Source organism: Anaerotalea alkaliphila, from assembly GCF_010179735.1.
Classification (GTDB): domain Bacteria; phylum Bacillota; class Clostridia; order Lachnospirales; family Vallitaleaceae; genus Anaerotalea; species Anaerotalea alkaliphila.
In genome coordinates this window covers 1-14637 of record NZ_JAAEEH010000054.1, presented here as the reverse complement: position 1 = coordinate 14637, position 14637 = coordinate 1, and the positions used below count along the sequence as shown (strand labels likewise).

Genomic DNA, 14637 nt, shown 5'->3' with positions numbered 1-14637 from the left:
CTACCTTTCTGATAGCGGCCACCTCGATGTATTGTATTTTGTCGCATGAGGTTCATTGTACACCATGACCGGAAGTGGGACATAATCATTTGCGTTACAATAGGACATTATCATATGTGAATCAGAACCGCCACAACCGTCACCAGCGTGGCGCTTGACAAGGCGACCCTTGCCCTCCCGCAAGGCGCAACCGAAATGCTGACCGCAACCATCGGGCCGGACAACATCAACAAGGTTCTGAAATGGTCGTCCAGTGATGAATCCGCCGTGACGGTGGACCGGCATGGACGTGTGACGGCAGTCGGCACGGTGGGGGCATCCGCCACCATCACAGCAACGGTGACCACCGGAAGCACAACCCGGTCCGCAGCCTGCACAGTGACTGTTGTGGAACCTGTGGAAGTAACGTCTGTCCGGACCATCCATACGTCGTTGAAAATCAGGCAGTCTGACATTTTCACATTGTCTTGGATCAAGACGGTGCTGGGCAACGCAGTCATCCTGACAGCAGGGAGTGGGGACAAGGAAGTCCATGCACCTGTAACCTGGGGTGATACAAATCCGGCCAATTTCGATCCGGTATTTACATGGGATCCAGATAGACCTGGAGTGTATCTAAGCGTCACTTTTACACCGGTAGGCACATATACCTTGACGGGAACCTTCACATTGCCTGGAGGTTATGTGGATGAGGCAGAACCGATTCTGCCAGCAAATGTAACCATTGACATCATAGTAGTCGAATCCTTATGACAACCCGCCTGCAGTTCCCTGCAGGCACCAACCCAAGGCCCCGCCGATAGGGGACCACCCGCATCTGCGGGGCCTTGTTTTAAAACCTATTGCTTGAATACCCATCAATATGAATATCAGGACAGAGTGGTTCCTATGGTCGGATTATAGCGTTGTGTTCCCATAGCGCCAAGTCATGAGGGATGGCTCTGTTTTTCCATAACCATACAGCAACAGACTCCAAACACGTAAAGACAGGTGGGGTGGCTTATGAAAATACTCGTAACCGGCGGATATGGTTTTATCGGTTCCCATTTGGTTGAAAGGCTCATCCAGGAAAGGCATCAGGTGACGGTCATAGACGACCTTTCCAGCGGCTCCCCTCCAGATGCAAGGCGCAAGCCTGCGGCATATGCCATGGGCGTCGAAGACAGCAAATGTGAAAAGGTTTTTGAAGAGACCGCCTTCGATCTGGTGGTGCATCTTGCGAACAAACCGTTGCCGGAGGAGGGAACCAAGGATTTTGACAAGGTCCTGCATGCGAACAATACAGGATTGTGCCATGTGCTCTACCTTGCGCACAAATACAATGTGAAGAAGGTGGTCGTCCTGTCGTCGTATCGGGTGTACGGACGGCAGAAGAACTTGCCGATCAAGGAAAACGCGCCCCTAAAGCCGCTGGATCCCTATGGAAGCTGGTATCTGATGGTGGAAGGCGTTTGCGGCGCCTACCGGAAAGTCGGACTGCGTGTGGTGGTGTTGAGGCTCGGATCCGTCTACGGGGCAAAGCATTCGGAGGATTTCATCAACCAACTCATCGAAGAGAATTTACGGGATGAACCGGGAGAGGATCGGACCTATACGGACCTGGTGAAGGACTACGTGCATGTCAGCGATGTCGTGGAAGCCATCGCCAAAGCCTGCGAGAGGCAAACAAGCAATGTGTTGAACATTTCTTCTGCAAGAGGCGTCTCCAGGTCTGAACTGGTTGAAACCGCCGATGCGCACATGAACGTGTTCAAGGAAGGCAAGTACACCTTCTTGCAGTGTCCGGATGAACCAAAGATTGTCCTAGACAACAAGAGGGCGATGACGGAGCTGGAATGGGCACCGGAAATCCCCATTGAAGAGGGTATCATGAAGACGATCGAGTGGCACCGGAACAACGGCAGGCCGACGGAAAAAACAGGTCCCCTTGAGGCTGCGGAAGGGTTGGGCGCTAGAATCCTTGCGAACGCCAACACCTACCGGTATCTGGAGAACCTGATGGCGTGCCTGTTCTTCTTGCTGGTGACATATTTCATGCAAAAGAACATAGCGATCAATGTCGATTTCCTGATTGTCTACATTGTAGTGATCAACGCCTTCTACGGTTGGAACCAGGGGCGTGTGGCCATCGCCTTGTCCGTGTTCGCCTACCTTTGGTTGAAAGTGAATCTGGACGATGTGGCTGTCGCCAACGTATTCAGGGATCCCAGCCATATCCTCTATATGACCATGTATTTCATCGTAGGGGTTTCGGTCGGGTACGTCATGAACCGGATGAAGTTCGAGAAATCGATGCTTTTGAAGGATCTGAAGGAAGCCAATGAGGAAATGCAGTTCACGAACGAAATGTATGAAAGGAGCATCGAAATCAAGAATTCCCTGCAGAGCACAATCGAGAACTATGAAGACAGTTTGGGGAAAATCTTCAGCGTGGTTTCGAAACTCGACAAAGCGATACCGGAGCAGATCTTCACGGAAGCCGCCTCGGTTTATGCAGGTATCCTGAAGGCCGAAAATGTCCACATCTATCTGCTGAATTCTTCAAGGCACTTGCGGCTTGCGGCTGTTAAAGGGGGGCATCGGTACCATAAATCGATGCTGCTGGAAGAATTCAGTTTCCTGCCCTCCGTCAACGTCGAGAAAAAGGTCTTCGTGAACAAGGAAATGGTGGACGAATATCCGATGGTCTGTGCTCCCATCGTACAGGAAGGAAGAACCTTGGCGGTGGTGTTTTTGGACGATGTGGCGTTCAGGAACCTTACCCATCAGTTTTTGAACACATTGAAGGTTTTGAGCCATATGTTGTCCAACACCATCTCCAGGGCCGCGGAATACGAAAAGGCGATCCATGACAAAAAATACCATGGGAACACCTTCATCATGAGGGCGGAGTGGTTCGACAAATTGGTAAAGGAGAAACACAAGGCCTCTGCGGATAGCGAGATGCCTTTTTATCTCATCGAGTTCGAGGCAGAAAAGAAAACCGACGAAGAGATTTATTCCATCGTTTCCAAAATCATCCGGTCGACGGATTTCATTGGAGAGGTTGGGGGCGGAAGGTTTGCCGTCCTCTTGGTCGACATCAACGAGAAAGACGCAACGACCATTGAACACAGGCTGTGCGAACGGGGAATCCATGCCGCTCCCAAAGAAACCATAAAGGGGGGGTTGTGATGCTGGCAGGTATTGTGGCACTTCATGTTCTGGCAGTGATGGGTTTTGCCGGGTTTGTATTCCGCACCAAAGGGTCGAAATCCCACGCGGTTACAGCGGCACTCATTTCCCTTTTCTTTCCCATTGGAGGTATCCTGCTGGTTTCGGTGGTGCATTTCGTTCATCCAAGGCCAAGAAGGAAAGAGGATGAATATCCAGCGGACAGCCATGCATCCAAGGGATTTCTCAAGTCTTTGGATTTTTCTGCGGAAACGAACGTCGTCCCCCTCGAGGAATCTTTGCTGGTCTCTGACCGGGCGCAACGCAGGGAAACCATCCTGAACGTATTGAAAAAGGATGTTTATGAATATTCGGACTTCATTAGCAATGCATTGAAGAATGAGGACTCGGAGACGTCCCACTACGCCGCATCCAGCATGTTGCATATGCGGCGTGTCCTGGATGTGAAGATGCGGGAAATCTCAAAAATATACAACGAGAACCCCCGTGATTTTAAGGCCGCCATGGAGTATTTTGAGATAGTGGACCGCTACATGGCCATAACGGACCTGGATGCGGGCATCAGGGAAATGTACACGCAGGAGAGCATCAAGTGTCTAAAGAGAATTGTCGACAGCAAGGGCTTGGCACCCCAGAGATACATTTTCCGCCTGATCGAACTGCTGATCAGGACCGGCAACCATAGGGAGGCGAACATCTATTGCGATATCCTATATATGGCCTACAAAGACAACGAGGAAAAATATCTGGCCCTGTTGAAGAGCTACTACCAGATGAAGAACAAGGCTAGCTTCGATTTGGTTTTGCACCGTCTTGAAGGACTGGAAATCGCATTGTCCCATAACACCACCGAAATCATCCGGTTTTGGGTCGACGAGAACAAGGAATATGACGAAGAGGATGAAGACGCTTGCCAGGACAGCGAGGATTTCCATTATCTGGACTACAAATTCGCCAGCGAATAGGCTGTGGGAGGTGATGAAACCATGAAGATATGTCTGGTCGCGGAAGGTTCCTACCCCTACATATCCGGAGGCGTATCCAGTTGGGTGCAGCAATTGATCAACAGCATGCCGGAGCACCAGTTTGTGATCATCGCAATCAATCCTGACAGCACAGCGGATACGGAAATCAAATATGCCCTCCCCAAAAATGTGCTGGAAGTGGTAGACATCTACATGGACCACTTGTTGCTGCCCACGGAGCATTGGAACAGAAGGCTTCCGCTCTCCCAAGAGGAGGTTTCCTTGATTGGTGGCCTGATGAAATCGGAGGTTGAGGATTGGCCGGGGGTTTTTGATGTGTTTTCCAAATTGGAAGAGAAGGGATTCAATGCGGAGGACATCTTTTCATCAAAAATGTTCTTTCATGTGATACAGGACGTCTACAACAAGCGCTACACCCATGTATCGTTCATGGAAATGTTCTGGACGATGCGCTCCATGTATCTGATGCTTTTCTCCCTTCTATTGAGAAAATATCCCGATGCCGACCTTTACCATTCGGTATCCACCGGGTATGCGGGGATTTTGGCGGCTTATGCATCCCACAGGAACGGATGCGGGTTTGTCCTTACCGAGCACGGAATCTATACCCGGGAGAGGGAAGAGGACATCATCAAGGCGGATTGGGTTAAGGGGGACTTCAAATCCATATGGATTGAATTCTTCGGTTGCCTGTCCAGCGCCGCTTATGCGGGTGCGGACAGGGTTGTTTCGCTTTTCAACAAGAACATGGAAATCCAGGTGGACCTGGGATGTGACCGGAATAAAATCAAAGTGATCCCCAACGGCATCCGTGAAAACGACTTCGAGAAGGTCCGGAGGTCAATCGCCGACCGCACGGATGGTCGGGAAATCAACGTAGGAGCTGTGGTAAGGGTTGTGCCGATCAAGGACATCAAGACCATGCTGCAGGCCTTCGCACACGTGAACAAGAAGCTTCCCGGCATCAACTTCTGGATTATGGGTCCAACGGAAGAGGACGAGGAGTATTTTGAGGAATGCATCGCATTCAAAGATTCCCTCAAGTTGGACAACGTAGTCTTCACCGGTCATGTGAATCTGAGGGAGTATCTGGGGAGAATGGACTTGCTGGTCCTGACCAGCATCAGCGAGGGACAACCCCTCGCCATCCTTGAAGGCATGGCTTGTTCGCTTCCGTTCGTAAGCACCAATGTGGGGGATTGCGAGGCTTTGGTGCGGGGATGCTATGACGATTTCGGACCTGCCGGAAAAGTGGCAACCGTCATGGACTACGAAGGAATCGGGGAGGGGATCGTCGCATTGTGTCGGGACTTCAAGCTGCGTCGGCGACTTGGAGAGAACGGATACCAACGCATCAAGAACCTGTATTCCGCAGAAGATTTCATCAACGGTTACAAGGAAATCTACCTGGACTTGGGGGAGAGGATGGCAAATGGCAGGGATAGGATTCGAACTCAAAAAAGTCTTTGACAAACATACGATAACAAGCAGTGTGAAGGGATTCTCCTATGCTATCTTTGTGATATCGGGACCGATGATCATCAGCCTGGTCATGATAGGAGCAATCATGCAGATGCTCAGGCTTGCCGAGGTGCCAATGGCGGAAAGGAGCCTGTTCGGATCCATCATCATGTACTCCTACATATTTTCCGCAATCACGGCAAGTGGATTTTCGATGGTCATTTCCAGATACACGGCAGACAAGCTGTACGTGAAGGACAGCTCGGACATACTTGCCTCGTTGCTGGGGATCATTGCACTGTGTTGTGCTGCGGGAGCGGTCGTCGGGGGTGTTTTCTATTCCCTTTCCCCCTTGCCGTTCGTCATCAAACTGCTTTCTTACCTGGTTTTCATCGAATTGACCATCATCAATGTGATGATGGTCTACATTTCCGCGGTCCGGGACTACAAGAAAGTGACTCTTTCGTTTGGCGTTGGCCTGGCCGCAGCCTATCTTTTCAGCGTCATTTTCATCGCTTTGAAAGTAGAGGTGCTCACAGCGGTGCTGGCTGGAATTGCCATGGGTTTTTTGATGAACTGCCTTTTTCTCATAACCGTTGTCAAGGGGTTTTTCCAGGAGCTGAGCGACAGGACCTTCGGTTTCCTGCACCATCTGAAAAAAATGCCCTTGCTCCTGCTCACCAACTTTCTGTTCACCGTCGGATTGTTTGGGCACAACATTGTAATGTGGTTGTGGTCCGACATTTCCGCCAGCACGATGGATACCTATCTTTACGCTCCTTCCTATGACACCGCCACCTTTTATGCGATTTTCACCATCATACCCGCGCTGATCGTTTTTGTTGTCCGGGTAGAAACCTCTTTTGATGAGAAGTACAAAAATTTCGGCAATACCGTTGTCAATCGGGGGACCTTGCGGGACATAGAGAACGCCAGAAAAAAGATGGCATCGGTCCTAAGAAACGAACTGACCTACGTTTTCGAGGTGCAGCTGATCATCACGCTGGTATCGGTCCTTATCGGCGCGAACCTGATTTTGCCCTTGTTTGAAGACAACCCGCAAACAATCCTGCTGTTCGTGGATTTGGCGGTCGGCTATTTCCTGACGTACATGACCTTTTTCGTCATCACCGTCCTGCTTTATTTCGACAACCAGGAAGACGCATTCAAAACAGCCCTGCTTTTTCTGGCAACCACCGTTGCGTTCACCTACCTAACGATCAAACTGGGGCCTGTCTTTTATGGTCTGGGTCTTGGTGCGGGAGCATTGATATCGATGCTTGCAGGCGGATACCTCTTGTCCAAGACACTGGAGGACGCTGTCTTCAGGATGTTCACAAAACACACCCACTTCGAATTCAAACTTCGCCGATGAATTCATCTTATCACTTTGGAAGTTTTATGGTATGCTTTTGCAAAGGCGATAGGATGCGAGGGACAACATATGATACGGAAGATGCTGATGCTGCTGCTCGTTGCCGCCATGTTTTTGGCAGCCACTTCACTTACGATGAACGACAGGGACAGGGGGATTTTGGCGAATGATGGGAACCCCATCTGGAATGCCAATAATTTTCTTGTCTATTATAGCGTCATAAAATCCCAGGATGTCCGCAGGATCACCTCCTATGATTTGGCGATCATCGACTCCCTGGGCGTTTCCAACCAAATCCTGGCCCGGCTCAAGGCTTCTGACACGCTTCTCTATTCCTATGTTTCCGTCGTGTCCGTCGAAAAGAGCGATACCCTGAAAACAGGCATGATGGAAGAAGGAGACTATCTTCACATCAACGGGGAGAGGCTCTACAACACCGCCTATGACTGCTATTACGGGGACATCCTGTCGGAAAGCTATCGGAACATCCTACTGCGGATCATAAAGGAAAGGGTCGTAGATAGGGGATTTGACGGGGTGTTTTTTGATACCATGGACGACATCGAGCATCTGTCCGATCCGAAAGTTAGACAGGCCCAATTTGACGGACATCTTCGCCTTCTGGAACAGATCAAGGAACTGTATCCGAACCTCTCGATCATCCAGAACCGTGCGTTCAACTTCTACGAACAAGGTGCGGCCCGCTATTTGGACGGCCTGCTGTACGAGGATCTGGACTACAGAAGCCACAGCATATCCGACTACAGCAAGGAAACCTTTGACAGCCTTGTTTCGGTGGCAAAGGAATTCGACAACGTGATCCTTGCCATATCCAACGAGAACAGGGAGGAGAATCACGCTTTCTGCATACGACACCGATGGCTGTACTACTATTGTCCCGTCAGCAACAACTATTTGGAGTTTGAGGAGGGGATCGACAATGTGTATTTGGATCACGAAGCCGACGCCTCTCCAGATTCCGGCAACTGATGCCAGCACATGCACGCAAAGGGGGAATATCCTATGAACATACTTGTAACCGGAGGAACCGGATACATCGGCTCCCATACCTGTGTCGCCTTGCTGGAGGCAGGGCACTCGGTTGTTGTCGCCGACAATCTGGTCAACAGCAAGATCGATGCCTTGGACAGGATCAAAAGGATCACCGGGAAGGACATCCTGTTCCATGAGATTGACGTGACCTGTGAGGAATCTGTGGAAGGGCTCTTTTCAAGCCACCTCATCGACGGCGTGATCCATTTCGCCGGACTCAAGGCTGTGGGCGAATCCATCCAAAAGCCTCTTGAATACTACTACAACAATGTGGTGAGCACCATCGTATTGGCAAGGGCCTGCATCGGACACGGTGTGCACCGTTTCGTTTTCAGCTCCTCCGCCACCGTTTATGGGGAGAACGAAGTGCCCTTTGTGGAGACCATGCCGTTCATGCCCACAACAAACCCCTATGGGGAAACCAAGGTGATGAACGAACGGATCCTAACGGACACCGCAAAGGCAAATCCGGGATTTTCCCCAACCCTGCTGCGGTATTTCAATCCGGTGGGCGCCCATGAGAGCGGACTTATTGGAGAAGACCCCAACGGCATCCCCAACAATCTGATGCCGGTCATCACCCAAGCCGCGAAAGGGAAGTTGCAGAAGCTTCTCGTGTATGGGGACGATTACCCGACCGATGACGGGACCGGAGTGAGGGATTATATCCATGTGGTCGATCTGGCGGAAGGGCATGTGGCGGCAATCGCAAAGCCGATGGAAGGCGTCCGGATCTACAATCTAGGGACAGGCCAGGGCACTTCGGTGCTGGAGCTGGTGAAGGCGTTCGAGGAGGTGAACGGAATCAAGGTGCCCTATGAAATCGTAGGGCGCAGGCCGGGGGACATCCCTTCCTGCTATGCGGATGTATCCAAGGCGGAAAGGGAGCTGGGCTGGAAGGCAAGGTTCGGAATCAAGGAAATGGTCCGGGATGCCTGGCGGTTTGAAAACAACAGCGCCGGCAAGAGCGGGATGTCTGGTTGAAACATTTAATCGAAAGTTAACCTCCTCTTCAATCCGACTGCATGCGGTGGGGGTATAATGGCTTTGAAAGCAAACGACCATGCATTGTCAGGAGGAATTATGAGAGGAAAAGTTTCCGTTGAATTGCGGGGCATTATGGAAAAGTTCAACCGTTTGGCCTTTGAGACAAAAAAACTTCTGGATATGAGCCACGGGCTTGCGGCTGCGGGAGGACCCTTCACAATGTTCTCCATCAAGGAGCAGGGGGATAAAATAGAAAAAATGAAAAGGGAGCTGGAGCAGACCTGCTATCGCCTGATGGAGCAGCAGCCTTTTACCGTCGACATGGGAAGGATCGGGTTTGTGCTCAAATCCCTGCCGGATGTGGAGCGGATCGGAGACTACGCCTTCCATTTGGGACGCATGCGCGACGAGTTGGGGGTTGCCGGCTATAAGGACAAGGGGATTCCGCTGGAAGAGATGTATGCGATCACAAGACAGATGCTGGAGGGGGTCATGGCGGTGCTGGCAGGCATGGATGAGGAGCTGGCAGGTCAGATCATGGAACAGGACCTGCTGTTGGGCAAGATCAACAGGGAAGTCCACGGGGAACTGAACTTCCATATCGAGACCACGCCGGAGGACCTTTTGCTGGAAGTGGCCATGACGAAGGCGGCCAGGTTCTATGAAAGGATTGGCGACCATATCGTGAATGTCTGCGAAAGATTGACGCAATCCTATCCCCTAGGGGCATGATACAGGAGGAAAAGATCTTATGGATTTGTATTATTACGTTTGCCCGGTGTGCGGCTTCGTGCACCAGGTTCCTGCGTATTGGTGCGATTTCTCACCGGAAGATACCATGGAAATGGAACACCTCAACCTGCAGACCATGGATATCTGCGGTGAAACAAGTTTGATGCTGAAGGAAGACCAGCAGCAATAGGGACTGGGAGTTCGGACAATCGGAACGGCAGCAACAGGCCGGGAGGTTGTCTTTTTTGTTTTCACAAAAGAATGCGGCCAAAGGACATGATGTAATCAAAGATTCCTGTGAAGCAGGTCTATCCCAACCGGGCAGATAAGACCGTATAATGGAAATGTGATATCAGGAGAATTCTGCCCATGATGAACCGCTTGACAGCCCTCATCGGCCTGTTCAACTGAAGATATAAGGGAGGAATGGATCATGAAAGCAGGAGCAAGGGTATTGGCTGCAACCATGGTGCTGTTGCTGTGGATTACAGCCTGCGGCCGGGCACCCCAGGATGCGGCACCAGCTGCGACGGTGAATGAGGGAAGGATGGCGCCAACCTTCGTGTTGGCAGACCAGGAGGGAAAGGAACACAGCCTGGAAGCCTATCGGGGCCAGAAGGTGTACATCCGGTTCTGGGCGTCCTGGTGCCCCATTTGCCTTTCGGGACTTGAGGAATTGCAGACACTTGCAGAAACGGCGGACGGCTTCACCGTATTGACCATCGTATCCCCGAATGCGAACGGTGAAAAGGATACGGCTGATTTCCAAGCGTGGTTTTCCGGCCTGGATACAAACCGTTTCCCCGTGCTCTTCGATGAAAACGGTGTGGCCGCCAGGGAGTATGGCGTGCGCGGATATCCGACTTCCGTCTATGTGGGATCGGACGGTGTACTGGTGCTGGGAGTGCCTGGACACCAGAGCAACGAATCGGTGACGGAAAGGATGCGCCTGATCCGTTGAAACCATCAACGGAAATTAATGGCTACAAAAGTGATGGAAAGGAATGGAAACCATGAAAAAAACGATCATAGCATGCGTCGTCCTGGCGCTGGTCTTGTCGGCCTGCGCGGACAGGATTGCCGCCCCGACCGAAAGCGGGACGGCTCCGGGAACGGCTGCCGCCATTCCTTTGCCGGCGGTCAGCAGCCAGTTTGAAAACACCGGCCGGTTGCCGGACAACCCCAACCTGGGGCTGGATTTCGATACGGACAAGCTCAGGGAGATCCATCTTGCCGGTGGCTGCTTCTGGGGGCTGGAAGCCTATATGTCCCGGATTTACGGGGTCTATGATGTGACTTCGGGTTATGCCAACGGCAACAAGGAGAATCCCAGCTACGAGGACTTGCTCTATTTCAATTCCGGTCATGCGGAAACCGTACATGTGCGTTATGACCCGGAACGGGTGGACCTGGAGACGCTTCTTAGTTACTTCTTCAAGGTCGTAGACCCCACCAGCATCAACCGGCAGGGGAACGACGTGGGCGTCCAATACAGGTCAGGCATCTATTATACGGATGAAGGGGACGTCCCTGTCATCACGGAGGCCGTGGCGAAGGAACAGGAGAAGTACAGGCAACCGATCGTCACGGAAGTGCAACCGCTGGTCCACTACTATCTGGCAGAGGATTACCATCAGGATTATCTTGAGAAGAACCCGGACGGTTACTGCCATATCGACCTGAACGAAGTGGAGGACGTAGGGATGCTGATCGACCCGAACAGGTACCCCAAGCCGAGCGACGAGTTCCTTCGGAAAAACCTTACGTTGGAGCAGTACCGTGTCACACAAATGGACGATACGGAACATGCGTTTTCCAACCTCTACTGGAACAACCATGAAAAGGGAATCTATGTGGACATCGTAACCGGGGAGCCCCTGTTTTCATCCTCGGACAAGTATGACTCCGGTTGCGGTTGGCCCAGCTTCACCAGGCCGATCGCCAAAGATGTGGTGACATATCACGAGGATACGAGTTATAATATGGTTAGAATAGAAGTGCGCAGCAGAAGCGGGGACTCCCACCTGGGACATGTTTTCGAGGATGGGCCCAAAGACCGGGGAGGGCTCCGGTATTGCATCAACAGCGCAGCCATCCGGTTCGTGCCTCTGGAACAGATGGAGCAGACAGGATACGGGTACCTTCTCCATATTGTAAAATGACGCCGGACCGGCAGTACAGCCGGCAGGCGGGAAAAGCGAAGTGATGCGGGATGTACAGGTTGCTGGTTGTGGACGACGAGCCACTGGTCAGGAGGGGGATTCTGGCTTTCGTGGATTTCGGCAGGCTGCAGATCGAAAAGGTGTATGAAGCGGCCAACGGTGCGGAGGCTTTGGAGATTTTCAAAAGGGAGCCGGTGGACCTGGTGCTGGCTGACATCAACATGCCCAAAATGAACGGATTGGAGCTTGCGGAAGCGATGAAGAAAATCAGGCCGGTGAAGATTGCGCTCGTCACCGGCTATGATTATTTCGACTATGCGGTGAAGGCGCTGAAGACGGGTGTCGACGACTACATCCTCAAGCCGGTTTCCAGGAAGGACATCGAGGAGGTGCTGCAGAAACTCATCTACGCCAGCAGCACCGACCACAAGCAGGCGGAACTGGAACAGGTGTTGGAAAAAATACGGCACGAGGCGGGGGCGAACGATGAAATCGGATACAAGGCGGAAATCCAGGCGGAAATAAAAGAACACCTTGGCGACCCCAGCTTCAGCCTGACAGTTCTGGCGGAACACATGTCCCTGAGCGTGGGCTACTTGAGCGGGCTGTTCAAGAAGCTGTTCGGTGTCACATTCACGAGCTATATCATGGAGGCCCGGATGGAGCGGGCAAAGATCCTGCTCCTGACAACAGACAGGAAGAACTATGAAATCGCCCAGAGCCTTGGGATTGAAGATCCCAATTATTTCAGCGCAAGCTTCAAGAAACATACGGGTCTTGCGCCCAGCGCATACAAAGAGAAGGCGATGAAGAGATGAAGAAGCCAAAAATGTTGGGCTATCTCCGGGTGCAGATTGCGGCCTACTATTTGCTGGCGAGCCTCCTTCTGGTCACCGTATTGGGAAGTTCCCTGTACTACAATGTGTCCTCGATCGTCCTCCAGGAGAATCTGGACGCCACGGTGACGGCGGTGGAACGGAGCAGCGACTACATCGAAGTCTATGTCGACCGTCTCAAGACGGTGACCGCCATGATTGCGGAGAACAGCCAGACCATCGCCTACTTGTCCGACGAGGGGGCGGACGTCTCCCTGCGGGGGACCATCGACCAGCTGATAGATACCGCCCTTCGGACGGACCCGTTTCTGGTTTCCGTCATCCTGGTGAGCAAGGATGGACGCATCGTTTCCAACGAGCGGGCGCTGGACATGCGCATGTCGGACGACATGATGAAGGAGGTGTGGTATGTCAACGCCGTAAGGAGCGGCGGCATGCCAATCCTCACCTCCGCCCGGATGCAGAAATTCTCCATGGACAAGGACCAGTGGGTCGTGTCCATCAGCCGGGAGGTTACGGACGGGGACGGAGAAAACATAGGCGTGCTGGTGTTGGACATCCGCTACCAGTTCATCGAGGATTTCTTGTCCGAACTGAACTTGGGGCACCAGGGATACGCCTACATCATCAACGCGGACAACCAGGTCGTGTTCCACAAGGACACCTCCTATTTCCAGGAGGAGGCCAAGCGGGTTGCTTTGGTCGAGATGATGGCCATGCCCCAAGGCTATGACAAGGATCGGGAGCTGCTGATCCACCACACCCACCTGAAGAACACGGACTGGACATTGGTGGGGGTCTCTTCGCTGGACGGCCTGCAGGGAATCCGAAGCCAGATCCAGGAATCCCTCCTTTTTGCGGGGATCGTCATGCTTCTTGTGGTCGCCTTCAGCAGCGTGCTCATCGCAAACCGCATCACCAATCCGATCCGAAGGCTGGAGAAGGCCATGGCGCACATCGAGGGGGACTTGGCGCACATCGCCATCGAGGGGCAAGGCTGCTATGAAGCCAAAAACCTGGCCATCCATTTCAACGACATGATGGACCGGATCAAGTCCCTGATGGAAGACGTCCAGGAAAAGGAAAAAAACCTGAGAAGCTATGAGATAAACGCCCTGCACAGCCAGATCAATCCCCACTTCCTCTACAACACCCTGGACACCATCGTATGGATGGCGGAATTCAACGAGCAGGAGAAAGTCATTGCGGTCACCAAGTCCCTGGCGCAGTTTTTCAGGATTTCCCTCAGCCAGGGGGACGAGTTGATTCCGCTGGAGAATGAAGTGGAGCATACGAGACAGTATCTCTTCATCCAGAAGCAGCGGTATATGGACAAGCTCTCCTATTCCATCCGGATGGAGGATTGGCTGGGGGATGTCCTGGTTCCAAAAATCATCCTTCAGCCCATCGTCGAGAATGCGGTCTATCATGGCATCCGGGAGCTGGACCGTCCCGGCCACATCGAAATCCGGGTCCTTGGTATGGAAGGGGAAATACAGCTTGTTGTTTCGGACGACGGTGTGGGATTCGATGTGGCTAGGGGAACCGACAAGAAGCCGGCAAGTCCCAGGAAGCTGGGTGGGGTAGGCATCCGAAATGTGGACGAACGCATCAAGCTGTATTACGGGGAAGGGTTCGGCGTGGGCATCCGTTCCGAAAAAGGGAAGGGGACGACCGCCGTGCTGCGGATCGGATACAGGACCAGGAAACTGTAGCAACATCTTGCGTCGGACGACACGGCTCCTTCCGGCGGGGATGTCAAAAATGACCAGTGAATGTGAATTTTTTACTCTATGCCCTTGGCGTTGTGCCCTATATAATGAAGGCATAGAGATGAACAACCCACATATTCACCAAGAAAAGGAGCGATT

The 14637-nt window shown here is 52.3% G+C and carries 13 protein-coding genes; all 13 read left to right on the top strand.

The features are described 5' to 3' along the window. Positions 1 to 147 precede the first annotated feature (147 nt). Positions 148 to 753 carry an Ig-like domain-containing protein gene (locus tag GXN74_RS13305; protein WP_162371433.1) on the top strand — a complete coding sequence of 202 codons (606 nt, stop codon included), beginning with the start codon at positions 148 to 150 and terminating at the stop codon, positions 751 to 753. A 249-nt stretch (positions 754 to 1002) separates the two neighbouring features. Next, positions 1003 to 3174, top strand: coding sequence for an NAD-dependent epimerase/dehydratase family protein (locus GXN74_RS13300; RefSeq protein WP_162371432.1), 2172 nt, complete (start codon positions 1003 to 1005; stop codon positions 3172 to 3174). A gap of 278 nt (positions 3175 to 3452) precedes the next feature. Next, positions 3453 to 4139 carry a hypothetical protein gene (locus GXN74_RS13295; RefSeq protein ID WP_162371431.1) on the top strand — a complete coding sequence of 229 codons (687 nt, stop codon included), beginning with the start codon at positions 3453 to 3455 and terminating at the stop codon, positions 4137 to 4139. Between the two features lie 21 nt (positions 4140 to 4160). Then, positions 4161 to 5630, top strand: a complete 1470-nt coding sequence (gene pelF / locus GXN74_RS13290) for a GT4 family glycosyltransferase PelF (RefSeq protein WP_162371430.1) — start codon at positions 4161 to 4163, stop codon at positions 5628 to 5630. Beyond that, on the top strand, positions 5593 to 6996 hold the full coding sequence (gene pelG, locus GXN74_RS13285) for an exopolysaccharide Pel transporter PelG (RefSeq protein ID WP_246208727.1): 1404 nt from the start codon (positions 5593 to 5595) through the stop codon (positions 6994 to 6996). Before pelF ends, pelG begins: the two co-directional genes overlap by 38 nt. Positions 6997 to 7065: 69 nt before the next feature. Next, the gene (locus tag GXN74_RS13280; protein WP_162371428.1) at positions 7066 to 7986 is read left to right on the top strand and encodes an endo alpha-1,4 polygalactosaminidase; all 921 of its coding nucleotides are present in this window, start codon (positions 7066 to 7068) and stop codon (positions 7984 to 7986) included. A gap of 33 nt (positions 7987 to 8019) precedes the next feature. Then, positions 8020 to 9033: a UDP-glucose 4-epimerase GalE gene (gene galE / locus GXN74_RS13275; protein WP_162371427.1), complete on the top strand. Its 1014-nt coding sequence runs from the start codon at positions 8020 to 8022 to the stop codon at positions 9031 to 9033. A 99-nt stretch (positions 9034 to 9132) separates the two neighbouring features. Then, entirely contained in the window at positions 9133 to 9768 is a 636-nt protein-coding gene (locus GXN74_RS13270; RefSeq protein ID WP_162371426.1) for a phosphate signaling complex PhoU family protein, read from the top strand. 19 nt (positions 9769 to 9787) lie between these two features. Continuing rightward, positions 9788 to 9958 (top strand): hypothetical protein, encoded by a 171-nt coding sequence (locus GXN74_RS13265; protein ID WP_162371425.1) that lies wholly within the window; start codon positions 9788 to 9790, stop codon positions 9956 to 9958. A 243-nt stretch (positions 9959 to 10201) separates the two neighbouring features. Continuing rightward, positions 10202 to 10729: a redoxin family protein gene (locus tag GXN74_RS13260; RefSeq protein WP_162371424.1), complete on the top strand. Its 528-nt coding sequence runs from the start codon at positions 10202 to 10204 to the stop codon at positions 10727 to 10729. Positions 10730 to 10781: 52 nt separating this feature from the next. Beyond that, a complete protein-coding gene (msrB, locus tag GXN74_RS13255; protein ID WP_162371423.1) occupies positions 10782 to 11930 on the top strand; it encodes a peptide-methionine (R)-S-oxide reductase MsrB in 1149 nt (382 codons plus the stop codon). A 50-nt stretch (positions 11931 to 11980) separates the two neighbouring features. Further along, positions 11981 to 12748, top strand: a complete 768-nt coding sequence (locus tag GXN74_RS13250; protein WP_162371422.1) for a response regulator transcription factor — start codon at positions 11981 to 11983, stop codon at positions 12746 to 12748. Continuing rightward, entirely contained in the window at positions 12745 to 14481 is a 1737-nt protein-coding gene (locus tag GXN74_RS13245; RefSeq protein ID WP_162371421.1) for a cache domain-containing sensor histidine kinase, read from the top strand. Before GXN74_RS13250 ends, GXN74_RS13245 begins: the two co-directional genes overlap by 4 nt. The last annotated feature ends 156 nt before the right edge of the window (positions 14482 to 14637 follow it).